Origin of the sequence: Paracoccus zhejiangensis, from assembly GCF_002847445.1 — a bacterium.
Lineage (GTDB): Bacteria > Pseudomonadota > Alphaproteobacteria > Rhodobacterales > Rhodobacteraceae > Paracoccus > Paracoccus zhejiangensis.
Genome location: NZ_CP025430.1, coordinates 1,080,275 through 1,106,115, shown reverse-complemented (window position 1 = coordinate 1,106,115; position 25,841 = coordinate 1,080,275). Strand labels below are relative to the sequence as shown.

The window sequence follows — 25,841 nt, the reverse complement described above, 5'->3', positions numbered from 1 at the left end:
TCAGGCCCGCCAGAAGCGCGGCAGCAGCAGGACCAGCACGGCGATAAGCTCCAGCCGGCCCAGGTACATGCCCAAGGTCATCAGCCATTTGGCGCTGGCCGGGAAGTTCGAGACCGAGCCATTGGCGGTGATCTCGGGCCCCCAGGCCGGGCCGACATTGGCGATCGCGGTCCAGGCCGCGGTCAGCGCCGTCCTTGTATGCAGCCCGGTCAGCGACAGGCCGACGATCAGCAGCCCGAAGGTCAGCATGAAGAGGGTGAAGAAGGCCATGACCGAGTTCACCACGTCCTGGTCCAGTGGCCGGCCCTCCAGTCGCAGCGGATAGATCCGGTGCGGGCTGTGCATCCGGCGGATCTGCACCCGCACCGCCTGCAGCAGAACCAGGTAGCGGAAGATCTTGACCGAGCAGCCGGTCGAGCCGGTGCAACCGCCGATCAGCCCGACGATGATCAGCACGCTGAAGGGCAGGTGACCCCATTCCAGCATGTTGGTCGAGGCATAGCCGGTGCCGGAAAAGGTCGAGATGGTGTTGAACACGGTTTCGCGCACCAGCTCCAGCGGGTGCTGGTCCTGCTGCATGTAGAGCAGCCGATAGGCCACGATCAGCCCGCAGGCATAGGTGATCCAGCGCAGGTAGGCGCGGATCTGCACATCCTGCCAGAAGGGCACGAACTGGCCGCGCATCACCTGCACCATGCGGATGAAGGGCACCGAGGCCAGCACCATGAAGATCGAGGCCGCCCATTCCGGCCCGCCGAGGTAGGCACCGAAGCTGGCGTCGTAATTGGAAAAGCCGCCGGTCGAGATGGTGGTCAGCGCATGGATCACCGCGTCGAAGCCGGTCATGCCCAGCAGGATATAGGTCAGGATGCAGGCCCCGGTCAGGATGAAATAGACCCGCGTCATCTCGGCTGCGATCTCGCCGGCGCGGGGCAGGATCTTGCCAAGCGTGTCGAAGCCTTCCGAGCGGAAGAACTGCATGCCCCCGACCTTCATCACCGGCAGGAACACCATGGCGACCACCACGATCCCCAATCCGCCCGACCATTGCAGGATCGCCCTCCACAGATGCGTGCCCTTGGGCAGCGCGTCGAGCGCCGGGAAGGCCGTGGTGCCGGTGGTGCTGACCCCTGACATGGCCTCGAAATAGGCATCGGTAAAGCTGGAATGCGGCGCGCCCAGCATGAAGGGCAGGGCGCCGAAGACCGGCAGCACCGCCCAGAGACCCGAGGTCAGCAGGAAGGCCTGCTGGATGTTCAGCCCCTCCATCTGGCCGCGCGTGGCGATGGTCGCCATCAGCCCGGCCAGGACGGTCAGGAGCGAGGTTTGCAGGAACACCTGGTAATGCGCGTCGCCATGCCACCAGTCGACGAGCATGGGGAACAGCATGCCCACGCCCATCACGGTGACGAGTCTGCCAATGGTGTGGACGACGGGTCGAAAGTCGATCATCCGCCCTGATTGCCGCGCGCCGTCCGGCCCGTCAAGGGACCGGGCGCGGCCGAGGCGCAGCGCCCGCCGCTCAGGGCCAGACATAGCCGCTTGGTGCGGGGGGCGGGCGGTTCGCGGGGGGCTTGGCCGGGGCAAAGATCTCGACCAGCAGCGGGTGGCAGGCGGCGGCATCCGAGGAATGCTGGGTGCTGCAATCGCCGCCGGGGCAGGCCGACAGCCCGCCGATCAGGTCGATCTCGGCAAAGAACTCGATGTAATCGCCGGGGCGGACCGGGCTGGCCTTCATGAAATACTGCCCGGTGTCGCGGGTGAAGCCGGTGCACATGAAGACGTTCAGCACGTCATGGACCAGCGGCTCGGCCTGCCGTGGGGATTGTCCCAGATGTTTCGCAAGCGCATTGGTCAGGTTGGAATGGCAACAATGGTGATAATTGTCACCGCCCGACAGTAGGTGATGGCTATAGGGATCGCAGCGCGTGCCGATCACGTCATGGACCGAACCGCCGAAGGCATCGATGCCGTACCAGTCGAGCGTATCCTCGGTCACCGTCGCCATCGGCCGCAGATGCGGGAAACTGGACCACATCCGGTCGCCGGGGCCCAGATGCGTGCCATGCAGCGCGCGGGTCTTGCCGGAATAGAAGCGTTCGGACGGATCGGCGGCGCTCCACAGGTTCAGGTCGCCGACCTGCGGTCCCTCGATGCTGGTGATGCGGAAGAACTGGCCCTGCGGCACGCCGAAACAGCGCCCCTCGCGCGGCGGCACCCGCAACTCTCCGACCTTCCGCGCGCCGGCCCGCGCCGCGCGCAGGGCGGCAAGGCCGGGATCGGGCAGGGTGGCCGGGTCATAGCAGATCACCGGCCTGACGGCCCGGCGCTGGTCGGCATCCTTGGGGGCGGGGTGGCTGCTCATGGGTGCATGATGCGCAGGAGGCGGGGCGATGGGAAGGGGAAATGCGGGAAGGTGAGCGGGGGCAGCCGCCCCTGCTGCCAACAAAAAGGGGACCGGATGGTCCCCTTGGAAAACTCGTGATCTGGCGCGGCTTCAGGCGGCGCGCTTGGCGGCGAGGATCGCGCCGGCGGCATCCAACTCGCTGATGACGCGGTTGCCGTCATTGGCGGCGCGCAGGCCGAACTGGGTCTCGCGGCTGTAATAGCCGAACATCTGGTCGATGGCCTCGTCGGCAAGGCGGTCGGTGCGGGGCGAGGTGGTCATGTGTTTCGCCATGGTCTTGTCTCCGGTCATGTGGAGGTGTTCTCCCATGCCGGCGAAATAGGCAATTGCACCGGGGCGTTCAATGCTGCGACGCGGCGTCACCGCCGCGCCGCATGGCTGCCATGCGCCAGGGTCAGATCACCCGATCTGCACCATGCGATGTTTCTTCTTGCCGACCGAGACCTTCAGCCCGTCGCCCACCAGCGCCGCATCGACCGGCATCTGCGGGTCGGTCACGGCGTCGTTGTTCAGCCGCAGGCCGCCCTCGGCGATCAGGCGCTTGGCCTCCTTGCCGCTGCCGGTGATGCCGGTCTGGACCAGCATCTGCGCCACCGACAGCCCGCCCTCGAAGGCCGAGGCTGGCAGGATCGCCACCTCCAGATCGCCGCCGGCGCCGCCCTGTTCGAACACCTCGCGCGCCGTCGCCTCGGCGCTGGCTGCAGCCTCGGCGCCGTGCAAGAGCGTGGTGATCTCGTTGGCCAGCCGGATCTTGGCGTCGTTGATCTCGGCCCCTTCCAGCGCGCCAAGGCGGTCGCATTCCTCCAGCGGCAGCTCGGTATAGAGCTTCAGGAACCGGCCCACATCGGCATCGGTGGTGTTGCGCCAGAACTGCCAGAACTCGTAGGGCGACAGCATCTCGCCGTTCAGCCAGACCGCACCGCCCTGCGACTTGCCCATCTTGCGCCCGTCCGAGGTGGTCAAGAGCGGCGAGGTCAGGCCCCAGATCTCGCGGTCGAGTACCCGGCGGGTCAAGTCGATGCCGTTGATGATATTGCCCCACTGGTCCGACCCGCCCATCTGCAGCCGGCAGTCATAGCGCCGGTAGAGCTCGAGGAAGTCATAGGCCTGCAGGATCATGTAGTTGAATTCGAGGAAGGACAGCGACTGTTCGCGGTCGAGCCGCGATTTCACCGATTCAAAGCTGAGCATCCGGTTGACGCTGAAATGCCGCCCGATATCGCGCAGGAAATCGAGATAGTTCAGCCCGTCCAGCCATTCGGCATTGTTCAGCATCAGTGCGCGGTCATCGCTGTAATCGATGTAGCGCGCGAAAACCTTCTGCATGCCGTCGATATTGGCCTGGATCTGATCCGGCCCCAAAAGCGGGCGCTCGTCCGAGCGGAAGCTCGGGTCGCCGACCTTGGTGGTGCCGCCGCCCATCAGCGTGATCGGGCGGTTGCCGGTCTTCTGGAACCAGCGCAGCATCATCACATTCAGCAGGTGGCCCACATGCAGCGAGGCCGCGGTGGCGTCATAGCCGATATACGCCGTTACCGGCCCCGCGCTGAGGGCATCGTCCAGCGCCTGGTAATCGGTGCAGTCGGCCATGAAGCCGCGCTCGATCATGATGCGCATGAAGTCGGATTTGGCGTGATAGGTCATCGGGGTTTTTCCTTCTCAGTGCTGCGGATATACCTGCCACGGCAACAAAGGAAAAGGCGCGATGATCCGGGCTTTGGGGATGATGTCGGGCACCTCGCTTGACGGGGTGGATGCGGCGCTGATCGAGACCGACGGCCAGCGGATCGGCGGCTTCGGGCGCAGCGCCTATCGCGCCTATTCCGACAATGAGGCCTCGGCGCTGCATGGCGCGCTGGGGCAATGGCCGGGCAGCGAGGGTGTGGGCGATGCGGCCGAGATCTCGGTGGCGAGCCACGCGGCGCTGGCGGAAGGGTTCCCCGAGGCCGAGATCGTCGGCTATCACGGCCAGACGCTGGCGCATGACCCGGCGGGCGGGCGGACGCATCAGGCGGGCGATGGCGGGCAACTGGCGCGCAGGCTCGATCGCCCGGTGGTCTGGGATTTCCGCAGCGAGGATGTGCGGCAGGGCGGCGAGGGCGCGCCCTTGGCCCCGTTCTTTCACTGGGCCTGTGCGGAATGGGCCGTTGCGGCGGGGCATCTGCCGCCCCGGCCTGTCGCCTTCCTGAACCTTGGCGGCGTCGGCAATATCACCTGGGTCGATCCGACCGCCGCCGCGCCGGAGGCCGAGGGGGCCTGCCTCGCCTTCGACACCGGCCCGGCCAATGCCCCGATCAATGACCTCGTGCGCAGCCGTCGCCGGCAGGTGCGGGACGAGGGCGGGGCGCTGGCGGCCTCGGGTCGCGCGGATGACGCAATTGTCTCGGCGTTTCTCACCCATCCCTATTTCGAGCGCGTGCCGCCGAAATCGCTGGACCGCGATGCTTTCGCCGGGCTGGTTGCCGCCGTCGAGCCGCTGGCCGATGCCGATGCGGCGGCGACGCTGGTGGGGGCGCTGGCCGGTTCGGTCGCGGCAGGGTTCCGCTGGCTGCCGAGCCCGCCCGAAATGGTGCTGGTCTGCGGCGGTGGTCGTCACAATGCGACCATCATGGCGGCGCTGGATGCGGTGTTGCCCTGCGCTGTCCGGCCGGTCGAAACCGCCGGTCTGGATGGCGACATGCTGGAGGCTCAGGCCTTTGGCTGGCTGGCCGTGCGGGTGATGCGCGGGCTGCCCACTTCGGGCCCATCGACGACCGGCGCACCCGGTCCGGTTTGCGGCGGGCGCATCAGTCACCCGCGTTAAAGCAAGACTTATCAAATGTTTATTGGCAATAATTGGCGGATTTCCGCCAGTTGCGATCTTCTGCGGAACGCCCTTCGAAGTTGTCGCGTTGGGGCTGCGACGGGCAAAAGACGCCCGCAAGCAATAGCTTCGAAAAGGAGTAACATCGATGAAACGCTTGCTGATGAGTGCTGCCATTGCCGCCCTGGCCGTTCCGGCCATCGCGCAGGACACCACCACGCCGGAAACGGCCGCCGAAGAGGCCGTGCAGGCCACCGAAGAGGCTGCTGACGCCGCGACCGATGCGGCCGGTGCCGCTGCCGACGCAACGGCTGATGCCGCTGCAGATGCTGCCGACGCCACTGCCGATGCGGCGGGCGAGGCTGCTGATGCGGCCGGTGAGGCTGCCGATGCCGCCGCGGACGCTGCCGCCGATGCCGGCGCTGCTGCCGAGGCCGAAATGGAGGCCGAAGGCGAGGCGATGGAAGCGGATGCCGCTGCTGACGCCGCTGCAACCGAAGAAGTAGCCGAAGAACCGGTCGTAGCGCCGACCGAGGCACAGCCGACGCTGGACGCCAGCACCCCGAGCATGCTGGGCAGCTGGGTTGAAGGCCTGCAGGTCTACACGACCAACCAGCCCTCGGACAGCGAATGGAGCGTGCTGGAAGGCGACGCGGTTCCCGAAGAATGGGATTCGATCGCTGACATCGGCGACATCGTGATCGACGAGGTTGATGGCAAGTATGTCGTTGCCGGCTACGTGGTCGATATCGGTGGTTTCCTCGGCATCGGTGCCAAGGAAGTGCTGATCAGCACCGACGCGATGAAGATGGCGACCTTCGGCAACGATGTGATCTTCGCCACCAACTACACCCGCGACGAGCTTGGCGCGCTGCCGGACTTCGACGATTCGATGATGCTGCCCGCCACGCTGGCCCCGGCTGCCGACGCGGCTGCCGATCCCGCAGCGGCCCCGGCTGACCCGGCTGCCGCTCCGGCTGACCCTGCTGCGGCTCCGGCTGACCCGGCTGCGGCTCCGGCCGAAGGCGAGCCGGCTCCGGCCAGCAACTAAGGGTCTGATGACCTTCCGGCGCGGCATGGTCCGCGCCGGGCGAGAGGGGCAGCTTCGGCTGCCCCTTTTTCCATGGATCTGAACTTGTTGTCCGGAAGGTCGGATTTTCGCGCGATCCGCCCTTGACCTCTGCGCAAGCTCTGCGTAAACCGCCCCTCACCCCGGCGGGCGATCGACCGGGGAGGTGAGTGTGCGGTTGTAGCTCAGTTGGTTAGAGTACCGGCCTGTCACGCCGGGGGTCGCGGGTTCGAGCCCCGTCAACCGCGCCACACACACCTTCGCCCGACAAGATATGCGCGGTTGTAGCTCAGTTGGTTAGAGTACCGGCCTGTCACGCCGGGGGTCGCGGGTTCGAGCCCCGTCAACCGCGCCATTATCTTGCTTTTCCAGGATCCGTCAGAGAAATTCAGCCCGAAAGGGGCCTTATCGTCGCGCGCGCGATCCTCATGGCATGAACACCCGGCCTCACCCGCGCTCGACGCGGCAGTGAAAGCAGTTGTTGCTGGCGCTGCGGATGTGGAGGAAGGCGATCTCGGGGCGGGTCAGCAGGTTTTCGCAATGCGCCTCGATTTCTGCAGTCGGGACCACGGCGCCGGTGCCATAGATGATGCGCTCGTCGCGCGAATAGCCGCGGACGATATAGGCTGGGCTGGTCAGCATGGCGGCAGGGAAATCCGGCCCCCCGGCGGCGCAATAGTCCGAGCACAGAAAGACGGGACCGGTTTCGGTATAGGGGTTCAGGTCGTCGAAGGGCCGATAGGCGGCGATCAGGTAGGGCCTGCCGCCGGGCACTTGGCCGAGGCAGTGGCGACAGGGCGTGCCGCTGCCGGTCGAAGCGGCGACCTTTTCGGGCAATTGGCCATAGCTGTCGGTGCCGTGCCTCAGGGCGTTGGCGGTCTCGCTCTTGATCGGCAGGAAACGGATGGTCATTTCGGGACTCCTGTTTTGGGTTCCGCTCCGGTATGACGGGCAGGCCCGTTGAACGGGCGCAGAATTCGGGCGTTTCATTCGCAAGGGGACCGGGGATGAAGGACATGGACAACGCCGAGCAGCTGATCCAGCGCATGGGCGCCGCCGCGCAGGAGGCGACTGCGGCCCTGCGCGAGGCCAGCGCGGAACGCAAGCACGCTGCGCTGATCGGCGCGGCCGAAGCGATCCGGCTGTCGGTGCCAGAGATCCTTGCCGCCAATGCCCTTGATCTCGACTTCGGCCGCGAAAAGGGCCTGTCGGACGCGATGATGGACCGGCTGAAGCTGACCGAGGACCGTATCCGTGGCATCGAGGACGGGCTGCGCGCGGTGGCGGAGCAGCCCGATCCGGTGGGCAGTGTCATCACCGAATGGGACCGGCCGAACGGGCTGCATATCCAGCGGGTGCGCACGCCCATCGGGGTGATCGGGGTGATCTATGAAAGCCGCCCGAACGTCACCGCAGATGCCGGCGCGCTGGCGCTGAAATCCGGCAATGCGGTGATCCTGCGCGGCGGCTCGGAAAGCCTGCACTCCTCGAAAGCCATTCATGACTGCATGGTCAAGGGTTTGATTTCGGCGGGTTTGCCGGCCGAGGCGATCCAGCTGGTGCCGACCCGCGACCGGGCGGCGGTCTCGGCCATGCTGCAGGCGCAGGGGTTGATCGACGTGATCATCCCGCGCGGCGGCAAGGGGCTGGTCGGGCTGGTGCAGCGCGAGGCGCGGGTGCCGGTCTTTGCCCACCTGGAAGGCATCTGCCATGTCTATGCTGACCGCGACGCTGATGCGGAAAAGGCGCTGCGGGTGGTTCTGAACGCCAAGACCCGGCGCACTGGCATCTGCGGCTCGGCCGAATGCCTGCTGATCGACAGCGCCGCCGATCCCGCCCTGCGCGAGCAGTTGATCGGTGCGCTGGTCAAGGCGGGCGTTGAAGTGCGCGCCGAGGGAGAGCTGGCGCAGATCGCGGGCACGGTTCAGGCCGCGCCCGATGATTTCGGCCATGAGTTCCTCGACATGATCATCGCGGCGAAACTGGTCGATGGGGTCGAGGGGGCCATCGCGCATATCCGCCAGTACGGCAGCCAGCACACGGAATCGATCCTGACCGAGAACGATGCGACCGCGCAGCGGTTCTTCAACGGGCTCGACAGCGCCATCCTGATGCGCAACGCCTCGACCCAGTTCGCCGATGGCGGCGAGTTCGGCATGGGGGCCGAGATCGGCATCGCCACCGGCAAGCTGCATGCGCGCGGGCCAGTGGGGGCGGAGCAGCTGACCAGCTTCAAGTATCTGGTGACGGGCGACGGCACCATCCGGTCCTGATCAAAGACGGCAGGGGCTGCGACGATCGGTCGCGGCCCCGAGCAGCGCAGATGCGGGGCACGGGGGAAACGGGCGGCGAAGCCTTGACATTCCCCCCCTCAGCCCCAGTTTGCAGACAAAGAAAACCAACAGGCAAAAGGGCATTTGCATGGCTAATCAGGGCCCCTGGGGCGGCGGAGGCGGCAATAATGGCGGCGACGATGAGGACGGCAAGCGTCCCTCGAACCGTCCATGGGGGGATCAACGCCCCCCGCGCGACCCGCAACGTCCCGAGCGACCCGGTCAGGGCGGCGACCAGATCCCCGAGATCGAGGAGCTGATGAAGAAGGGCCAGGAACGGCTGCGCGTGCTGATGGGCGGCGGCCGTGGCGGCAATCGCCCGAATGGCGGCGGTGGCGGCTCGGGTCCGCGCCGGCCGAATTTCAGCATGAACCGCTCGACCATCGGGCTGATCGCGCTTGGCGCGCTGGCCTTCTGGGGCTTCATGAGCTTCTACACCGTCAAGCCCGAGGAGCGCAGCGTCGAGTTCCTGTTCGGTGACGCGGTGGGCGTGGGCGAACCGGGTCTGAACTTTGCCCCCTGGCCCTTCGTCACTGCCGAGATCGTGCAGGTCACCGGCGAGCGGGTGACCGAGATCGGCACCGGCGCCGGGCCGATGGACAGCGGGCTGATGCTGACCCGCGACCAGAACATCGTGGACATGGAATATCAGGTCGTCTGGAACATCAACGATCCGGCCAAATACCTGTTCAACCTGGCCGATCCGCGCGACACCATCCGCGCCGTGGCCGAATCCGCCATGCGCGACATCATCGCCCGCAGCGAACTTGCGCCGATCCTGAACCGCGATCGGGGTGCCATTGCCGAGGATCTGCAGGACCAGGTGCAGCAGACGCTGAACGCCTATGAATCCGGCATCAACGTGGTCCGGGTCAACCTTGACCGCGCCGACCCGCCGCAGGAGGTGATCGACGCCTTCCGCGAGGTGCAGGCCGCGCAGCAGGAACGCGACCGGCTGGAGAAAGAGGCCGATGCCTATGCCAACCGCGTGCTGGCGAACGCCCGTGGTGAAGCCGCCTCGCAGCTGGAACAGGCCGAGGCCTATCGCGCCCAGGCCGTGAACGTGGCCGAGGGTGAGGCCGCGCGCTTCAACTCGGTCTACGAGGAATACGTGAAGGCACCCGACGTGACCCGGCGCCGGATGTACTTGGAAACGATGGAGAAGGTTCTGGGCGACGTGGACAAGGTCATCATCGACCAGCCGTCCGCCGGCGGGCAGGGCGTGGTGCCCTATCTGCCGCTGGACCAGCTGCGCCGTGACCGGCCTGCCAGCAACACCAGCAATACCGGCGGGAACACCGCCGCGACCAATGCCACGACCAGCGGGGGGACCAACTGATGGCCACGCCCAGATCTTTTCTCTCCGTCATCGCCCTGCCGGCGCTGATCGTTGTGGCCGTGGTGGTCATGTCCTCGCTGTTCATCGTGGACGAGCGCGAAAAGGCGCTGGTCTTGCGCCTCGGCCGTGTCGTCGATGTGAAGGAGGAACCGGGGCTGGCGGTCAAGGTGCCGTTCCTCGATACGGTGGTGAAATATGACGACCGTATCCTCGGCCTGCCGACCACGCCGCTCGAGGTGACGCCGCTGGATGACCGCCGTCTGGTGGTTGATGCCTTCGCCCGCTGGCGCATCACCGATGTCGTCCGCTTCCGCCAGGCCGTCGGTGTGGCCGGGATCGAGGCGGCGCTGGTGCGGTTGGAGCCGATCGTCAAGACCGCCATCCGCGAAGTACTGGGTTCGGTGCCTTCGACCGACGTGCTGTCGGATGACCGCACCAGCCTGATGAACCAGATCCGCGACGAGGCCCGGCGCAACTCGACCGGTCTCGGCATCGAGATCATCGACGTGCGCCTGACCCGGACCGACTTGCCCGAGCAGAACCTGTCCGCGACCTATGCCCGGATGCGGGCCGAGCGAGAACGCGAGGCCGCCGACGAGGTGGCGCGCGGGAACGAGGCGGCGCAGCGCGTGCGCGCCGCCGCCGACCGGACCGTGGTCGAGCTGACCTCGGAGGCGCGGAAGCGTGCCGAGGTGGTGCGCGGTGAGGCCGATGCGACGCGGAACGCGATCTATGCCGATGCTTTCGGCCGCGATCCCGAGTTCTTCGCCTTCTCGCGCTCGATGCAGTCCTATGAGCGGGCGCTGCAGGGCAGCAACAGCTCGTTCGTGATGCAGCCCGACAGCGAGTTCTTCGACTACCTGGCCAGCGATGGTGCAGAGCGGGCCAACCCGCCTTCGGTGCCGGTTCCGGCAGGAAACAGCGCCGGAACCGCGCCCGCGCCGGAAGCGGCGACGGACGAGGACCTGGTGACGCCGACCGTGACCGACCGCGAGGGCAAGCCGCTTGGCGAATCCGCCGGCGTGAAGCTGACCCCGGTGCCCGAAAGCCTAGTGACGCCGCCCGAGGAGCCCTCGGAGACGGTGCCGCCGGTCGCGCCGGAAGAGGGCGAGGCCGCACCTGAGCCGGCGGCAGGCGAGCCCGAGGCGGCAGCGGAACCCGCGCCCGACACCGAGGCGGAGCCCGCGCCGGACGAGGAAACCACTGGGAATTGACGAGAGCGAGGGGCGGGCCGTGATGCGGACCCGCCCTTTTCGTAACAAAAGTCACGATCAGTTCACCGCCCGAGAGCGTGGTTTATTTGCAACGCGTCCCTAAATTCATTTCATATCAACCCGATCCTGACGCCCGCCGCGAGGACGCGCCGGAGGCCCGCCGGATCACCGAAAAAGAACATGAGGACCATTCGAATGAAATCGAGTTCCAAGAAATTCCTGACCGCCTCGGCCATCGCGCTGTCGCTGGGTCTGGGCGTCGCGGGCGCGCAGCAGGCCATCGAGACCGCGCCCTCGGACATCTCGCCCGAGGTGCAGCAGCAGGCGCAGGAAGCCGCCAACCAGAACCAGCCGCTGACCGCGCCCGAAGCCAAGGCACCCGGACAGGTGATGCCCGACAGCTTTGCCGACCTGGTCGAGCGCGTGGCCCCGGCGGTCGTCAACATCACCACCACCTCGGTCGTGTCGCAGCCGACCTTTGGCCAGGGTGGACCGAATTTCCCCGAAGGCAGCCCCTTCTCGGACCTGTTCCGTGATTTCGGCTTCCCCGGCATGCCCGAGGGCGGCCCGGGTGCCCCCGGCGGACCGCGCGGCCAGCAGCGCTCGAACGCGCTCGGCTCGGGTTTCGTCATCTCGGCCGATGGCTTCATCGTGACCAACAACCACGTCATCGAGGGCGCCGACGAGATCGAGATCGAGTTCTATTCGGGCGAGACCCTGCCTGCCAAGGTGATCGGCACCGACCCCAAGACCGATATCGCGCTGCTGAAGGTCGAGCATGACCAGAACCTGCCCTTCGTCGAGTTCGGCGATTCCGACAGTGCCCGCATGGGTGACTGGGTGCCGGCGCTGGGGAACCCGCTGGGGCAGGGCTTCTCGGCCTCGACCGGGATCGTCTCGGCGCGGAACCGCGAACTGTCGGGCACCTATGACGATTACCTGCAGACCGACGCCGCCATCAACCGCGGCAACTCGGGCGGTCCGCTGTTCAACATGGATGGCAAGGTCATCGGCGTGAACACCGCGATCTTGTCGCCCAATGGCGGCTCGATCGGCATCGGCTTCTCGATGGCCTCGAACGTCGTCGACAAGGTGGTGAACCAGCTGCAGGAATTCGGCGAGACCCGCCGCGGCTGGCTGGGTGTGACCATCCAGGACGTGACCCCGGACATGGCCGAGGCGCTTGGCGTCGGCGATGACACCAAGGGCGCGATGATCACCGAGGTGATGGACGGTCCGGCCAAGGCGGCCGAGCTGCAGGCCGGCGACGTGATCGTCGAGTTTGCCGGTGGCGCGGTCGATGACACCCGCTCGCTGGTGCGCCGCGTCGCCGATTCGCCTGCGGGCGAGCCGGTGGATGTGGTGATCCTGCGTGATGGCGAGCGGATGACCAAGCAGGTGACGCTTGGCCGCCGCGAACTGGCCGAGGGCGAGGGTGGTGCCAGCTCGGTGACCTCGGAGGCCCCGGGCGCAAGCGACATGATGGGCATGACGCTGTCGACCCTGACCCCCGAGATCGCCGCCGAGCTGGGCGTCTCGCCGGACCTCAAGGGCCTGGTGGTACGCGAGGTGGCCGCCGATGGCGTCGCCGCCGAGAAGGGCCTGGCCGCCGGCGACGTGATCGTCGAGGCGGGCCAGCAGCCGCTGGTCGCGGTCTCGGACCTGGAAACCCAGGTCAATGATGCGCGCGAGGCGGGACGCAAGTCGATCCTGCTTCTGATCCGGCGTGCCGGTGAGCCGCGCTTCGTGGCGCTGCCGATCCAGGACAGCTGAGGCCGGCAAGTGGGGGCGCTGCCCCCACACCCCCGGATATTTGAACCAGGTGAAAGGGCGGGTTTTATCTCGCCCTTTTCAATGTGCGGCGGATGACTTATTTCCCGCTGCGACAGTGAGGATAGCGACATGGCCAAGATCACCTATATCGAGCATAACGGCACCGCCCACGAGGTCGAGGTCAAGACCGGCATGACCGTCATGGAAGGCGCGCGGGACAATGGCATTCCCGGCATCGAGGCCGATTGCGGCGGCGCCTGCGCCTGCTCGACCTGCCATGTCTATGTCGATGCGGCCTGGATCGACAAACTGCCGCCGAAAGACCCGATGGAAGAGGACATGCTGGATTTCGCCTATGAGCCCGATCCGGCACGTTCGCGCCTGACCTGCCAGCTGAAGGTCTCGGACGCGCTGGACGGGCTGGTCGTGCAGATGCCCGAGCGCCAGATCTGAACCGAGGTCGCGTTTCGGCGCAAAATGTCGCCTGCAAGGCGGGGCTTGGCCGCAAGGCGGGGTAACGCTCGGGAAACGAACGGAGATTTGACCCCATGTCCGAACTTGTCCTGACCGTCACCTGTGCCTCGCGTCGCGGCATCGTCGCGGCCATCGCCGGTTTCCTGGCCGATCACGGCTGCAACATCACCGACGCGGCGCAGTTCGACGACATGGAGAATGGCATGTTCTTCATGCGCGTCAGCTTCCGTTCGGAGGAGGGCGCGGATGCCGAGACGCTGCGCGCCGATTTCGCTGAAGTTGCCGGGGCGATGGAGATGGACTGGGCGATCCACGACCCCTCGGTGAAGGCCAAGGTCCTGCTGATGGTGTCGAATTTCGGCCATTGCCTGAACGACCTCTTGTATCGCTGGCAGATCGGGGCGCTGCCGGTCGAGATCGTGGGCGTGGTCAGCAACCACATGACCTATCAGAAAGTGGTGGTGAACCACGACATCCCGTTCCACCACATCAAGGTGACGCCGGCGAACAAGCCCGAGGCCGAAGCGCGGTTGTTGGCGCTGGTTGACGAGACCGGCGCGGACCTGGTGGTGCTGGCACGCTACATGCAGGTGCTGTCGGATGCGCTGTGCCAGAAGATGTCGGGGCGGATCATCAACATCCACCACAGCTTCCTGCCCAGCTTCAAGGGCGCCAACCCCTACAAGCAGGCCTTCGAGCGCGGGGTGAAGCTGATCGGGGCGACGGCGCATTACGTGACCGCCGACCTGGACGAGGGCCCGATCATTGAGCAGGACACCGTGCGGGTGACCCATGCGCAGTCTGCTGCCGATTACGTCACCCTTGGCCGCGATGTCGAGGCGCAGGTGCTGGCCCGTGCCATCCATGCGCATATCCATCACCGGGTTTTCCTGAATGCCGGCAAGACGGTCGTCTTCCCGGCCAGCCCCGGCGGCTATGCCTCGGAACGGATGGGCTAAGCCTCGACCCGCTGCGGCTTCAGGCTGCCGGTGAGGTTGTTGCCGGCAGCGGCCATCGAATCCATGTAATCGCTGAAGGCCTGATGCGCGGCATCGGCCGGGTTCAGCCCGGGATGCCAGGCGGTCATGTTGCCGTCGATGGCCATGCGGGCGAGGCCGAACAGCAGGCAGCGCCCGCTGACGAGGATCGAATGGATGTTCGTCGACCGCTCGATCTGGCCGGCATCCTGGGCATTGGACAGCAGCCGCAGCATGGTGTCATGCATGGCGCGGATATAGCGGGCGAGATTTTCATTGGCCTCGAGATCGACCAGCTTGCTGTGCTGCAGCAGGCGGAACTGGGCCGGGTTCTCGATCGCCCAGTTCAGGTAGGCCGTGCCGAGTGCGCGGAACTGCGCAATCGGGTCGTCGGGTGGCGCCTGGGTCACGGTGCGCAGGCTGACATCGAAGAGCTTCATCAGCCCCTGTTCGGCCAGCGTGTCGAGGATATCCTGCACCGAATCGAAGACCGCCCGCACCGCTTCCTCGTCCTGGCCGGCACGCAGCGCGATCTCGGGGATCTCGGGAAAGGACGGCCGATGCTCGGCAATCATCTCGAGCAGTGCCAGCGAGACACTGTCGTGCAGGCCCGGTCCCGGGCGGGGTGGAACTGGCGGATGACGTACCTTCATGCAGCAGAGATTAGCACCGCTGCGAATGAACGCAGAGTGAAAAACGCGCCTCCGGCGCAACTCGGTGTTTCTACAACCGAATCGGGCAATTTAATGGCCCGATTCAATTGGAAATTGCAATCAAGACGCAGGCTATTCAGACAAATCAAGCCGCTATGCAAAACCGCTGAACGCAATCTCAGGAATCAGTTCTAGCCTGACGTTTCCGCTCGTGCGGGTCAAGGAAGCGCTTCCTGAGGCGGATATTCCGCGGCGTCACCTCGACCAGTTCGTCGTCGTCGATATAGGCAATGGCCTCTTCCAGCGACATGCGGACCGGGGGCGTCAGGCGCACCGCCTCGTCCGTGCCAGAGGCGCGGACGTTGGTCAGTTTCTTGCCCTTCAGCGGGTTCACTTCCAGGTCGTTGTCGCGGCTGTGTTCGCCGATGATCATGCCGGTATAGATCTGTTCCTGCGCGCCGATGAACATCTTGCCGCGCTCCTCCAGGTTCCACAGCGCATAGGCCACCGAGACGCCGTTCTCCATCGAGATCAGCACGCCCTGGCGGCGGCCCTGGATGGCGCCCTTGTAGGGGGCCCAGCCATGGAAGATGCGGTTCAGCACGCCGTTGCCACGGGTGTCGGTCATGAACTCGCCGTGGTAGCCGATCAGCCCGCGCGACGGGACATGGGCGACGATCCGGGTCTTGCCGTGACCGGCGGGGCGCATGTCGACCATGTCGCCCTTGCGGTCGCCGGTCAGTTTCTCGATGACCACGCCGGTATATTCGTCATCGACATCGATGATGACCTCTTCGATAGGCTCCAGCCGTTCGCCGTTCTCCTCGCGGAAGATGACGCGCGGACGCGAGATCGACAGCTCGAAGCCTTCGCGGCGCATGTTCTCGATCAGCACGCCCATCTGCAATTCGCCCCGGCCCGAGACGATGAAGGCATCGCCGCCGGGCGTGTCCTCGATCTTGATGGCGACGTTCGATTCGGCCTCTTTCATCAGCCGCTCGCGGATGACGCGGGACTGCACCTTCTTGCCGTCCTGGCCGGCCAGCGGGCTGTCATTGATGCCGAAGGTGACGCTGATGGTGGGCGGGTCGATCGGCTGCGCGGGCAGGGCGGTGTCGATCTCGGGGGCGCAGAGCGTATCGGCCACGGTGGCCTTGGCCATGCCGGCGATGGTGACGATGTCGCCGGCCTCGGCCACGTCGATGGCGGTCTGGGTCAGCCCACGGAAGGCCATGACCTTCGAAATGCGGAACTGCTCGATCCGCTCGCCGTCGCGGGCCAGCGCCTTGATCGTGTCACCGGCTTTCGCACGGCCGGCCTCGACCCGGCCGGTCAGCAGGCGGCCGACGAAGTTGTCGGCGCCAAGCGTGGTGGCCAGCATCTGGAACGGCTCGTCCTTGCGCGCGATCTGCTTCGGCGGTTCGACATGGCGCAGCACCATGTCGAACAGCGCCGACATGTCCTTGCGCGGGCCGTCCAGCGACTCGTCGGCCCAGCCACCGATGCCCGAGGCATAGAGATGGGGGAAATCCAGCTGCTCGTCGGTGGCGCCCAGGTTGGCGAAAAGGTCGAAGACATCGTTCAGCGCGTCATCGGGTTCGGCCGCCGGCTTGTCGACCTTGTTCAGCACGACGATCGGCTTCAGCCCCAGCGCCAGCGCCTTCGAGGTCACGAATTTCGTCTGCGGCATCGGCCCTTCGGCGGCATCGACCAGCAGGCAGACACCGTCCACCATCGACAGGATGCGCTCGACCTCGCCGCCGAAATCGGCGTGGCCCGGGGTATCGACGATATTGATGCGCGTGCCCTTCCACTCGACCGAGGTGGCCTTGGCCAGGATGGTGATGCCGCGCTCGCGCTCGATGTCGTTGCTGTCCATCATGCGTTCGGCGGTTGCCTGGTTCTCGCGGAAGGCCCCGGACTGCTTCAGCAGTTCATCCACCAGCGTGGTCTTGCCATGGTCGACATGGGCGATGATGGCGATGTTGCGGATATCCATTGGGGCGCGTCCTTTAGTATGCGGGGCCGCCCTAGCGAATTGGGCAGGGAAAAGCCAGATCGAAATTCACAGGCCAGAAGGCAGGCCGGAACCGGCCGCCCCGACGCTGTTTCTTCGCGAGAGAGTGACGGGCATATGGCGCTGATCGCACGGCTTGGCAAGGCCCGTGATCGAGGCCGTCAGGTCACTTCGGCCGATGGGCCGGGGCCACAAATGGAAGCGCGGCCCCGCCAGTGGCAGGGCCGCGCATCGCTGTTGCCTTGGTCGGGTCGTGGTTCAGCGCAGTCCAAGCATGGACAGGATGAACAGCACGACGACCACGAGGCCGATGATGTAGATGATCGAGTTCATAGGCGCTGCCCCTGGTTCGGGTCGTGGTTACGACACGAACGAGATGACGGCCAGAACGACGACGACGAGACCGACGATATAGATGATGGAATGCATCTGCTTCCTCCGTTGATGGCTGCAACGTCTGGCAGGTCAGCGCCCGACGCCTTTCTGGTCATGCAACGAATTGAAAACGCGCATGGTTCCCGAGAGGCTGAGGGAATAGCGGTCAACGGCCCCGATTTGCCTTGCCGAGCCAGCCCAGTCCCGCCTCGGTTGTCCCGGTCGGCTTGTATTCGGCACTGACCCATCCGGTGTAACCGTCCGCCACCAGCTGCTTCAGGAATGCGGCATGGTCGTTCTCGCCCTTGTCCGGCTCGCAGCGGGTGGGTGCGCCGCCGATCTGGACATGGCGCACTAGCGCGCGGTGGCGCTGCCAGCAGGCGCCAACGTCGCCGGTGATCCGGTGGGCATGGTAGCTGTCGAATTGCAGCCCCAGGTTGGGCGCACCGACCGCCGCGATGATCTCGGCCGCGAGGTCGAAGTCATTGAGGAAATAGCCGGGCATGTCGGCGCCGTTCAGCGGCTCGATGGTCAGGCTGGTTTCGGGCGCGCGCGCCGTGGCCCATTGAAGATTGGCGATCAGCGTCTCGCGCGCCGCAGGCCCCTCGGCCACGCCGGACATGATATGGATATGCTCGGTCGCCAGCGCCCGACCAAAGCGCAGGGCGCGGTCGAAATCGGCCCGGAACCGGTCGACCAGCGCCGGATCGGCGGCAAAGCCGCGCGCGCCGCCCGTCCAGCTGGGCGGCGGCGCGTTCAGCAGTACGAATTGCAGCCCGTTCGCGCGTGTGGCCTGGACCAGCTCCTTGGCGGCAAGGTCATAGGGGAACAGGACCTCGACGCCGGTAAAGCCGGCCTGTGCCGCCGCCTCGAAGCGCTGCAGCAGCGGGCGCTCGGTAAAGAGCATGGTCAGGTTGGCAGCGAATTTCAGCATGCAGGCAGGATTAGCCTAGAACTCGAGCGGGAAAAACTGGCCAGATGAGCGCACCCCCACCTTGCCCTCGGGGCCCTCATCCGCCGCCGCCGCCAGCCGGTAAAAGGTCTTGCGGTCGATCAGCGCCTCGAGCCCCCGGCGCACATGCACATAGGGTCGCGGCTCCTGCGCATCGCCCCGCAGGATGATCGGGTTTTCTGCATCCGCGACCACCTCGTCGCCGACATTGGTGGTGAAGGTGATCCGGTCGGGCTGGATCTCGGCATCGATCGCGATGAAGGGTGCGTCGTCGACCACGATGCCGACCTTTTCAACCGGGGTGACAAGGAAAAATTTGTCACCCTCGCGCTTCAGCACGGTCGAGAACAGCCGCACCATGGCGGGTCGGCCGATCGGCGTTCCCTGGTAGAACCAGGTCCCGTCGGCCTTGATGCGCATGTCCAGATCGCCGCAGAAGGGCGGGTTCCACAGATGCACCGGCGGCAGGCCCTTCTTGCCGGCCTTGCTGGCCGCGGCAGCGATCCCGTCGGCGGTTGGGGCGCCGGGAGTGGGACTTGCGCTCACGCGATTGTCAGTCTCATCTGCCATTCGATATGGTCGCCCGAACTTCTGTTATCTATGGTCGGTCTAAAGCACAAACGAGGCGTTGTCATGGGTTCGGACGAAAAACTGGTGGCGGATGTCGAGGCGCTTGGCGATGCGTTGAAGCGCGCGCGCGCCAGCATCGAGCGGCGCTTTGTCGGGCAGCATGACGTGGTCGAGCAGGTGCTGGCCGCGATCCTGTCGGGCGGCCACGCGCTGCTGGTCGGCCAGCCGGGCCTGGGCAAGACCATGCTGGTCGAGACGCTTGGCACGGTGATGGGCCTTGGCACGCAGCGCATCCAGTTCACCCCCGACCTGATGCCCGCCGATATTCTGGGTTCGGAAGTTCTGGACATGACCGCCGATGGCCGGCGCGAGTTCCGCTTCATCGAAGGCCCAGTCTTTACCCAGCTGCTGATGGCGGACGAGATCAACCGCGCCAGCCCGCGGACGCAATCGGCGCTGCTGCAGGCGATGCAGGAGCATGAGGTCACCATCGGCGGCCAGCACCGCCCGCTTGGCCGGCCCTTCCATGTGCTGGCGACCCAGAACCCGATCGAGCAGGAGGGCACCTATCCGCTGCCCGAGGCGCAGCTGGACCGCTTCCTGTTGCAGATCGACGTGGATTACCCCGACCGCGACACCGAACGCGACATCCTGCTGGCCACCACCGGGGTGGAACAGGGCGAGGCGCATGCCGCCTTCGACCCCGAGGCGCTGATCGCGGCGCAGCGGCTGATCCGGCAGATGCCGGTGGGCGAAAGCGTGGTCGAGGCGATCCTGTCGCTGGTCCGCGCGGCCCGTCCCGGCGCGCCCGAGGCGGCGGGCTGGGTCGCTGACAGCCTGATCTGGGGTCCGGGTCCGCGCGCGGCACAGGCGCTGATGCTGGTCACGCGCGCGCGCGCCGCCCTGCATGGCCGCTTCGCGCCGACGCTGGAAGATGTCGAGGCGCTGGCCGCGCCGGTCATGCGCCACCGCATGGCGCTGTCCTTTGCCGCGCGGGCGCGGGGCGAAACCGTGGATGGCGCGATCCTGCGCCTGCTGGGTGAACGGTCGGGTCAGACGAGGGCCGCGTGAGCACGGACGCCGCCGATCTTCGCGCAAGGGCCGAGGCCGAATCCGGCGGCCTGCCGGCGCTGGTCCTCTCGGCCGAGCGGCTGGCCGCGCTGATCGCACCGGGGGCGCATGGCCTGCGGCGCAGCGGGCCCGGCGAGGATTTCTGGCAATACCGCCCCGCACGCGAGGGCGACACCGCCCGCAGCATCGACTGGCGCCGCAGCGCCCGTTCTGACGCACAATTCGTCCGCGACCGCGAGGCGCAATCGGCGGAAGCCGCGGTGATCTGGGCCAGCGCCGGGCAGGGCATGGGCTATCGCGGCGCCGCCAGCCGCCCGACCAAGCGCGACCGCGCGCGTCTGCTGGCTCTGGCGCTTGGCATGGTGCTGTTGCGCGGGGGCGAGCGGGTGGGTCTGGCTGGCCAGCCGCCGCGCGCCGGCCGGTTGCAGACCGACCGGCTGGCGCAGGGTCTGGCGCTGCAGGCCGAGGCCGGCACCGATGCCGACCAGCCGCCGCTGACGGCGCTGCGCCCCAATCAGCGGGTGGTGCTGATTTCCGATTTTCTCGGCGATCCTGCTTGGGTCAGCGACTACCTCGCGCGCGCCGCTGCACTTGGCGTCTCGGGTGCGCTTCTGCAGGTGCTTGACCCGGACGAGGAGGTCTTTCCCTTCGACGGCGCGGTGCTGTTCCGCTCGGTCAGCGGGCGCGTCAGCCATGACACCCGCGATGCGGCCGGCCTGCGCGCCGCCTATCTGGAGCGCCTGGCTGAACGGCGCGACCTGCTGACCCGAGGCGCGCAAGGCGCCGGCTGGCATTTCGGCACGCATGACACGGCGACCCCGCCGGCGGCGGCGCTGATGTGGCTCTATCAGGTTCTGGGGGGCTGATCGGTGCTGATCCTTGGCCCCCTCGGCTTTGCGACCCCATGGATCCTCGCCGCACTGGCGGTGCTGCCGGTCCTCTGGATCATCCTGCGCGCCATGCCGCCCGCGCCGCGCTTGCAGGATTTCCCCGGCGTCGATCTGCTTCTGGGCCTGCGCGATCCGGTGCCGGTGGCGCGGCGCACGCCCTGGTGGCTGCTGCTTTTGCGGCTGCTGGCCATGGCGCTTCTGATCATTGCCTTTGCCGGGCCGGTCTGGAAGCCGGTGCTGCGCGCCACGGGTGATGGCCCGCTGCTCATCGTCATGGATGCCGGATGGTCTGCCGCGCCGGGCTGGGCCGAGCGTCAGGCCCGGGCCGAGCGCGCGCTTCAGGATGCGGCGGGCGATGGCCGTCCGGCGGCTTTGCTGATGGCGGATGGCCGGCAGACCGGCGCGCTGGCCTTCAGCCCGGCCTCCGAGTTGCAGGCGCGGATGCGCGCGGCGCTGCCTGCGCCCTGGTCGAGCCGACTGCCCGAAGACCCTGCCGCCACCTTGGCCGACCAGCCCGAAGGGGCGCTGGACACGCTCTGGATCAGCGACGGGCTCGATCATCCGACCCGCGCCGCATGGCTGGCCGAACTGACCGCACGCGGGCCGGTGACGGTGCTGCCGCCGGTTCAGCCCCTCCGCGCGCTGACGCTGCACGCGGGCGATACGCCTTCGCTGACGCTGCACGGCTTTGACGATGAGGCGCCGGCGATCCTCGCCATCGGCCCCGACCCGCAGGGCACCCCGCGCGAGCTGGCGCGGCTGACCCCGGGTGAGGCGGTGACGGGCGAGGGTGGCGCGATCACGCGCCCCGTCGCCATCGACCTGCCGCCGGAACTGCGCAACCGCATCACCCGCTTCCAGATCGAGGGCCAGACCCATGCCGGTGCGGTGGTGCTGGCCGATGACCGGGTGCGCCGCCACAAGGTCGGGCTGGTGGGCGATTCCGACCGTTCCGCCGAGGGGCAGCAACTCTTGTCGCCGCTGCATTATCTGCGCCGGGCGCTGGCGCCGACGACCGATCTGGTCGAGGGCGGGCTTGGCGATGTGCTGGATTCCGCGCCCGATGTCATCATCCTCGCCGACCAGCTGCTGCAGGACGAGGTTCCGGCGCTGACCGACTGGGTGGACGCGGGCGGCTTGCTGATCCGTTTCGCCGGGCCGCGCATGGCGGCTTACGAAAACCTGCCCGAGGAGCCGCTCTTGCCCGTGCGCCTGCGTCCGGGCGGGCGCGATATCGGCGGGGCGCTCAGCTGGGGTGATCCGCGCGGGCTGGCACCTTTTGCCGCCGATGGGCTTTTCTCGGGCCTGACCGCACCGGAAGAGGTGGCGATCCGGGCGCAGCTGATGGCGCAGCCCGCGCCGGAACTGGCCGAGCGCACCATTGCCGCGCTGTCGGACAACACGCCGCTGATCACCCGGTCGGGTCTGGGACAGGGGCAGGTGGTGCTGGTCCATGTGACCGCCAATGCCGACTGGTCGAACCTGCCGCTCTCGGGCCTCTTCGTCGCCATGCTGGACCGGCTGGTCGCCACCGCGCGGACCAGCGACACCGCCAACCAGACAACCGAGGACCGCGAACAGCCCTTCTGGACGCCGGAATCGGTTCTGGACGGGTTTGGAACCGCCGAGGGGCCCGGCGATCTGGCCCCGGTCGCCGCCGAGGATCTGGCCGAGGGGCCGGGGCCGGGTCAGCCCGCCGGCATCTATGCGGCGGGCGAGCGGCGGCAGGCCCTGAATGCCGGGGCGGAGATGACCCGTGCCGACTGGCCGGGCGCGACGGTTGAAAGCACCGGCGAGGTGCCGGGGCGCGACCTGACCGGCTGGCTGATCGCGGCGGCGGCGCTGCTCTTGGCACTCGATGCGCTCGGCTCGGCCATGCTGGGCCGGGGTGGACGGCGGATGGCGGCGGCGGGACTGCTGGCGGCGCTGATGCTGGCGCTGCCGCAGGGCGGCGTGCAGGCGCAAGAGACCCCGCCAGCCACCCCGCCAGCAGAAGAAATCGTCAATCCCGAGCTTCTGCGCGCCGCCAATGAGGTGGCGCTGGCCTATGTCATCACCGGCGATGCCGAGGTCGATCAAATATCCGAGCAGGGACTCGAAGGCCTGTCGCGCGCGCTTTTCTATCGCAGCTCGGTCGAACCGGGCGAGCCGGTGGGGATCGATCTGGATAGCGACGACCTGTCGATGCTGACCTTTCTCTACTGGCCGGTGACCGACAGCCAGCCCTTGCCCTCGGCCATGGCCTATCTGCGGCTGAACCATTTCCTGCGCTCGGGCGGGATGATCCTCTTCGACACCCGCGACGGCGATCTGGCCGGTCTTGGCGGCCCGGACATGAGTGCCACGCTGCAGACCCTCGCCGCGCCGCTGGAGATCCCACCACTGGCCCCGGTGCCCGAGGATCACGTGCTGACCCGCGCCTTCTACCTGCTCGAGGATTTCCCCGGCCGCTGGTCGGGCCGCACCGTCTGGGTCGAGGCCCCGCCCGCCGGGGCCGAGGCGGCCGAGGGCGTGCCCTTCCGCAACCTGAATGACGGCGTCACGCCGGTGGTCATCGGCGCGAACAGCTGGGCCGAGGCCTGGGCGGTGGACGAGGCCGGAATGCCGCGCTTTCCGGTTGGACGCGGTTACGAGGGCGAGGAACAGCGCGAGATGGCCTTCCGCTTTGGCATCAACCTGATCATGTATGTGCTGACCGGCAATTACAAATCCGACCAGGTGCATGTGCCGGCGCTGCTGGAACGGCTGCGCGCCGAAGAGGTGATGCCGTGACCGCGCTGCGCTTTGACCCGATGCTGCCCCTATGGGCGATCTACGCGCTGGCGGCGCTGGCGCTGCTGATCGCAGGTTTTGCGCTGTGGCGGGGCCTGCAGGGCTGGGCCTGGCGCGGGCTGGCGGGGCTAGCGGCAGCGGCGGCGCTGGCCGGTCCGGCGCTGGAGATCGGGGCGCGGGCCGGGCTGTCGGATATCGTGATCCTTCTGGATGACCGCAGCGCCAGCCAGACCCTGCCGGGGCGCGAGGCGCAGACCGATGCGGCGATCGAGGCGCTGACCCGGCAGATCTCGGACCTGCCCAATACCGAGCTGCGCCGGGTGACGGTGGGCGATGATCCCGATGGCAGCCTGATCGGCACCGCGCTGACCCGCGCCATCGCCGCCGAGCCCGACAGCCGCATTGCCGGTGTGATCAGCGTGACCGATGGCCAGGCGCATGACCCCTCGATGATCCCGGCGGGTGCCCCGGCGCCGGTCCACACGCTGCTGACCGGCAACCCCGAGGATTGGGACCGCCGGCTGGTGATCGAGGAGGCTCCGGCCTTCGGGCTGGTGGGCGAGGAGGTGCGCATCCGCCTGCGGATCGAGGATCAGGGCGCGGTGCCCGAGGCCATTGTCGGCCAGTCGACCAACCTGCGCATCAGCCTCGATGGCGGTCCGGAACAGGTCTATGCGGTGCCGCCCGGTGTGTCGCTGGAACTGCCGGTGACGCCTGACCATGCCGGACAGAACGTCATTCAACTGGCATTTGACGCGCCCGGCGGCGATGGCGCGGGCGAGTTGACCGACCGCAACAATGCCAGCGCCGTCACCATCACCGGCGTCCGTGACCGTCTGCGGGTGCTGCTCATCTCGGGCGAACCCCATGCCGGCGAGCGGACCTGGCGGAATCTGCTCAAATCCGACGCGGCGGTGGACCTGATCCACTTCACCATCCTGCGCCCGCCCGACAAGTCCGATGGCGTGCCGGTCAACCAGCTGTCGCTGATCGCCTTTCCCACGCGCGAACTGTTCCTGGAACGGATCGACGATTTCGACCTGATCATCTTCGACCGCTACCGCGTGCGAGGCATCCTGCCGCCCGACTATTACCGCAATGTCGCCCGCTATGTCCGCGAGGGTGGCGCGGTGCTTGTCTCGGCCGGGCCGGAAATGGCCAGCGTCGAAAGCCTGAACCTCTCGCCCCTGGGCGAAATCCTGCCCGCGCGCCCGACCGGGCGGATCATCGAACAGCCCTTCCGTCCGCATCTGACCGAGGCCGGTCGCCGCCATCCGGTCACCGCCGGACTGCCCGGCGCGCCGGCAGAGAACGGGACGCGCGCGGACAGCGACTGGGGCCGCTGGCTGCGCATGGCCGAGGTGGTGCCGGATCGTGGCGAGGTGGTGATGACCGGCGAGGAGGACCAGCCGCTCTTGATCATGGACCGGGTGGACGAGGGCCGGGTGGCGATGCTGACCAGCGATCAGGTCTGGCTTTGGGGCCGTGGCTTCGAGGGCGGCGGGCCGCAACTGGAACTGCTGCGCCGCATCGCCCATTGGTCGATGAAGGAACCCGATCTCGAGGAAGAGGCGCTGCTGGCCGACCAGTTGCCGGGCCTCGGCCTGCGCATCACCCGCCGCACCATGGCCGAAACTGCTGGGCCGATCACCCTGACCAGCCCCGATGGCAGCGAGACCAGCGTGGATCTGACCGAGACCGGGCCGGGCCGCTGGACCGCCGACTGGCAGGCGCCGGGGCCGGGGCTCTATCGCCTGACCGATGGCGAAATCACCCGCGTGATCGTGCTGGGCCCCTCGGCGCCGAAGGAATTCGAGGAAACCGTGGCCAGCGAGGCGCGGCTTGCGCCCTTGTCCGAGGCCACCGGTGGCGCTGTCATGCACCTCTCGGACGGTATTCCCGACCTGCGTGCCGTCCGCATGGGCCGGCCCGCCAGCGGCGAGGGCGTCACCGGCAGCTGGATCGGCGTCACCCCGCGCGAGGCGGCCACCGTCACCGGCTTGTCTCGGCGTCCGATCCTGCCCGGATGGGCCTGGCTTTTGCTGATCGCCGGGCTGATCCTGACCGGCTGGCTGACCGAGGGGCGGCGCGGCAGCACGCGATAAGCTTGCCAAGCCGCCAACCCGTTGCTAACCCCGTTCGAAATGCTGAA

At 67.3% G+C, this 25,841-nt stretch carries 21 protein-coding genes and 2 tRNA genes; 14 read left to right on the top strand and 9 right to left on the bottom strand.

Annotated features, from left to right (window positions below; genetic code table 11):
- The 4 genes from CX676_RS05450 to tyrS all read right to left on the bottom strand — a co-directional run bounded on the left by CX676_RS05450 (window position 1) and on the right by tyrS (window position 4,051).
- Complete coding sequence (locus CX676_RS05450) at window positions 1-1,452, bottom strand: TrkH family potassium uptake protein (RefSeq protein ID WP_101751715.1); 1,452 nt, start codon at window positions 1,450-1,452, stop codon at window positions 1-3.
- 70 nt (window positions 1,453-1,522) lie between these two features.
- The gene (locus CX676_RS05445) at window positions 1,523-2,365 is read right to left on the bottom strand and encodes an urea carboxylase-associated family protein (protein ID WP_101751714.1); all 843 of its coding nucleotides are present in this window, start codon (window positions 2,363-2,365) and stop codon (window positions 1,523-1,525) included.
- A 132-nt stretch (window positions 2,366-2,497) separates the two neighbouring features.
- Complete coding sequence (locus tag CX676_RS05440; protein ID WP_101751713.1) at window positions 2,498-2,698, bottom strand: hypothetical protein; 201 nt, start codon at window positions 2,696-2,698, stop codon at window positions 2,498-2,500.
- Window positions 2,699-2,806: 108 nt separating this feature from the next.
- Window positions 2,807-4,051: a tyrosine--tRNA ligase gene (tyrS, locus tag CX676_RS05435; RefSeq protein ID WP_101751712.1), complete on the bottom strand. Its 1,245-nt coding sequence runs from the start codon at window positions 4,049-4,051 to the stop codon at window positions 2,807-2,809.
- Between the two features lie 61 nt (window positions 4,052-4,112).
- On the opposite strand from tyrS, the gene CX676_RS05430 reads away from it, so the two are divergent.
- The 4 genes from CX676_RS05430 (at window position 4,113) to CX676_RS05415 (ending at window position 6,634) form a co-directional block, all read left to right on the top strand.
- Window positions 4,113-5,210 carry an anhydro-N-acetylmuramic acid kinase gene (locus CX676_RS05430; RefSeq protein ID WP_101751711.1) on the top strand — a complete coding sequence of 366 codons (1,098 nt, stop codon included), beginning with the start codon at window positions 4,113-4,115 and terminating at the stop codon, window positions 5,208-5,210.
- Between the two features lie 148 nt (window positions 5,211-5,358).
- A complete protein-coding gene (locus tag CX676_RS05425) occupies window positions 5,359-6,261 on the top strand; it encodes a hypothetical protein (RefSeq protein ID WP_198590283.1) in 903 nt (300 codons plus the stop codon).
- Window positions 6,262-6,453: 192 nt separating this feature from the next.
- Window positions 6,454-6,530: transfer RNA gene (locus CX676_RS05420), tRNA-Asp, on the top strand.
- A gap of 27 nt (window positions 6,531-6,557) precedes the next feature.
- A tRNA-Asp gene (locus CX676_RS05415) sits at window positions 6,558-6,634 on the top strand.
- A 92-nt stretch (window positions 6,635-6,726) separates the two neighbouring features.
- Here CX676_RS05415 and CX676_RS05410 read toward each other — a convergent pair.
- On the bottom strand, window positions 6,727-7,191 hold the full coding sequence (locus CX676_RS05410) for a DUF1203 domain-containing protein (protein WP_101751710.1): 465 nt from the start codon (window positions 7,189-7,191) through the stop codon (window positions 6,727-6,729).
- 95 nt (window positions 7,192-7,286) lie between these two features.
- On the opposite strand from CX676_RS05410, the gene CX676_RS05405 reads away from it, so the two are divergent.
- From CX676_RS05405 to purU, 6 genes are all read left to right on the top strand, one after another.
- Window positions 7,287-8,552, top strand: a complete 1,266-nt coding sequence (locus CX676_RS05405; protein ID WP_101751709.1) for a glutamate-5-semialdehyde dehydrogenase — start codon at window positions 7,287-7,289, stop codon at window positions 8,550-8,552.
- 148 nt (window positions 8,553-8,700) lie between these two features.
- On the top strand, window positions 8,701-9,951 hold the full coding sequence (gene hflK, locus CX676_RS05400) for an FtsH protease activity modulator HflK (RefSeq protein ID WP_101751708.1): 1,251 nt from the start codon (window positions 8,701-8,703) through the stop codon (window positions 9,949-9,951).
- Window positions 9,951-11,165 carry a protease modulator HflC gene (hflC, locus tag CX676_RS05395; protein ID WP_101751707.1) on the top strand — a complete coding sequence of 405 codons (1,215 nt, stop codon included), beginning with the start codon at window positions 9,951-9,953 and terminating at the stop codon, window positions 11,163-11,165. Before hflK ends, hflC begins: the two co-directional genes overlap by 1 nt.
- Before the next feature lie 195 nt (window positions 11,166-11,360).
- Window positions 11,361-12,938 (top strand): Do family serine endopeptidase, encoded by a 1,578-nt coding sequence (locus CX676_RS05390; protein ID WP_232816589.1) that lies wholly within the window; start codon window positions 11,361-11,363, stop codon window positions 12,936-12,938.
- A 129-nt stretch (window positions 12,939-13,067) separates the two neighbouring features.
- Window positions 13,068-13,391 carry a 2Fe-2S iron-sulfur cluster-binding protein gene (locus CX676_RS05385; RefSeq protein ID WP_101751705.1) on the top strand — a complete coding sequence of 108 codons (324 nt, stop codon included), beginning with the start codon at window positions 13,068-13,070 and terminating at the stop codon, window positions 13,389-13,391.
- Between the two features lie 95 nt (window positions 13,392-13,486).
- Entirely contained in the window at window positions 13,487-14,371 is an 885-nt protein-coding gene (gene purU, locus CX676_RS05380; protein WP_101751704.1) for a formyltetrahydrofolate deformylase, read from the top strand.
- On the opposite strand, the gene CX676_RS05375 is transcribed toward purU, so the two are convergent.
- From CX676_RS05375 to CX676_RS05360, 4 genes are all read right to left on the bottom strand, one after another.
- The gene (locus tag CX676_RS05375; RefSeq protein ID WP_157935849.1) at window positions 14,368-15,042 is read right to left on the bottom strand and encodes a TetR-like C-terminal domain-containing protein; all 675 of its coding nucleotides are present in this window, start codon (window positions 15,040-15,042) and stop codon (window positions 14,368-14,370) included. The genes purU and CX676_RS05375 overlap by 4 nt on opposite strands.
- A 178-nt stretch (window positions 15,043-15,220) precedes the next feature.
- A complete protein-coding gene (gene typA, locus CX676_RS05370) occupies window positions 15,221-17,041 on the bottom strand; it encodes a translational GTPase TypA (RefSeq protein WP_101751702.1) in 1,821 nt (606 codons plus the stop codon).
- Window positions 17,042-17,600: 559 nt separating this feature from the next.
- Window positions 17,601-18,368, bottom strand: coding sequence for a hydroxypyruvate isomerase family protein (locus CX676_RS05365; RefSeq protein WP_101751701.1), 768 nt, complete (start codon window positions 18,366-18,368; stop codon window positions 17,601-17,603).
- Window positions 18,369-18,383: 15 nt separating this feature from the next.
- Window positions 18,384-18,956 carry a DUF1285 domain-containing protein gene (locus CX676_RS05360; protein ID WP_101751700.1) on the bottom strand — a complete coding sequence of 191 codons (573 nt, stop codon included), beginning with the start codon at window positions 18,954-18,956 and terminating at the stop codon, window positions 18,384-18,386.
- Between the two features lie 63 nt (window positions 18,957-19,019).
- Between CX676_RS05360 and CX676_RS05355 the strand changes: the two genes are divergently transcribed.
- The 4 genes from CX676_RS05355 to CX676_RS05340 are packed head-to-tail and all read left to right on the top strand — an operon-like array spanning window position 19,020 to window position 25,794.
- Window positions 19,020-20,027 carry an AAA family ATPase gene (locus tag CX676_RS05355; protein WP_101751699.1) on the top strand — a complete coding sequence of 336 codons (1,008 nt, stop codon included), beginning with the start codon at window positions 19,020-19,022 and terminating at the stop codon, window positions 20,025-20,027.
- Window positions 20,024-20,893 carry a DUF58 domain-containing protein gene (locus CX676_RS05350; RefSeq protein ID WP_101751698.1) on the top strand — a complete coding sequence of 290 codons (870 nt, stop codon included), beginning with the start codon at window positions 20,024-20,026 and terminating at the stop codon, window positions 20,891-20,893. The genes CX676_RS05355 and CX676_RS05350 overlap by 4 nt, the downstream gene beginning before the upstream one ends.
- Window positions 20,894-20,896: 3 nt before the next feature.
- Window positions 20,897-23,689, top strand: a complete 2,793-nt coding sequence (locus CX676_RS05345) for a DUF4159 domain-containing protein (RefSeq protein WP_101751697.1) — start codon at window positions 20,897-20,899, stop codon at window positions 23,687-23,689.
- Window positions 23,686-25,794: a hypothetical protein gene (locus CX676_RS05340; protein ID WP_101751696.1), complete on the top strand. Its 2,109-nt coding sequence runs from the start codon at window positions 23,686-23,688 to the stop codon at window positions 25,792-25,794. Before CX676_RS05345 ends, CX676_RS05340 begins: the two co-directional genes overlap by 4 nt.
- Window positions 25,795-25,841: the final 47 nt, after the last annotated feature.

Excerpts from the sequence above, each read along its gene's own strand:
- CX676_RS05450 (WP_101751715.1), bottom strand. The coding sequence starts at position 1,452 with ATGATCGACTTTCGACCCGTCGTCCACACCATTGGCAGACTCGTCACC.
- CX676_RS05445 (WP_101751714.1), bottom strand. The coding sequence starts at position 2,365 with ATGAGCAGCCACCCCGCCCCCAAGGATGCCGACCAGCGCCGGGCCGTC.
- CX676_RS05440 (WP_101751713.1), bottom strand. The coding sequence starts at position 2,698 with ATGACCGGAGACAAGACCATGGCGAAACACATGACCACCTCGCCCCGC.
- tyrS (WP_101751712.1), bottom strand. The coding sequence starts at position 4,051 with ATGACCTATCACGCCAAATCCGACTTCATGCGCATCATGATCGAGCGC.
- CX676_RS05430 (WP_101751711.1), top strand. The coding sequence starts at position 4,113 with ATGATCCGGGCTTTGGGGATGATGTCGGGCACCTCGCTTGACGGGGTG.
- CX676_RS05425 (WP_198590283.1), top strand. The coding sequence starts at position 5,359 with ATGAAACGCTTGCTGATGAGTGCTGCCATTGCCGCCCTGGCCGTTCCG.
- CX676_RS05410 (WP_101751710.1), bottom strand. The coding sequence starts at position 7,191 with ATGACCATCCGTTTCCTGCCGATCAAGAGCGAGACCGCCAACGCCCTG.
- CX676_RS05405 (WP_101751709.1), top strand. The coding sequence starts at position 7,287 with ATGAAGGACATGGACAACGCCGAGCAGCTGATCCAGCGCATGGGCGCC.
- hflK (WP_101751708.1), top strand. The coding sequence starts at position 8,701 with ATGGCTAATCAGGGCCCCTGGGGCGGCGGAGGCGGCAATAATGGCGGC.
- hflC (WP_101751707.1), top strand. The coding sequence starts at position 9,951 with ATGGCCACGCCCAGATCTTTTCTCTCCGTCATCGCCCTGCCGGCGCTG.
- CX676_RS05390 (WP_232816589.1), top strand. The coding sequence starts at position 11,361 with ATGAAATCGAGTTCCAAGAAATTCCTGACCGCCTCGGCCATCGCGCTG.
- CX676_RS05385 (WP_101751705.1), top strand. The coding sequence starts at position 13,068 with ATGGCCAAGATCACCTATATCGAGCATAACGGCACCGCCCACGAGGTC.
- purU (WP_101751704.1), top strand. The coding sequence starts at position 13,487 with ATGTCCGAACTTGTCCTGACCGTCACCTGTGCCTCGCGTCGCGGCATC.
- CX676_RS05375 (WP_157935849.1), bottom strand. The coding sequence starts at position 15,042 with ATGAAGGTACGTCATCCGCCAGTTCCACCCCGCCCGGGACCGGGCCTG.
- typA (WP_101751702.1), bottom strand. The coding sequence starts at position 17,041 with ATGGATATCCGCAACATCGCCATCATCGCCCATGTCGACCATGGCAAG.
- CX676_RS05365 (WP_101751701.1), bottom strand. The coding sequence starts at position 18,368 with ATGCTGAAATTCGCTGCCAACCTGACCATGCTCTTTACCGAGCGCCCG.
- CX676_RS05360 (WP_101751700.1), bottom strand. The coding sequence starts at position 18,956 with ATGGCAGATGAGACTGACAATCGCGTGAGCGCAAGTCCCACTCCCGGC.
- CX676_RS05355 (WP_101751699.1), top strand. The coding sequence starts at position 19,020 with ATGGGTTCGGACGAAAAACTGGTGGCGGATGTCGAGGCGCTTGGCGAT.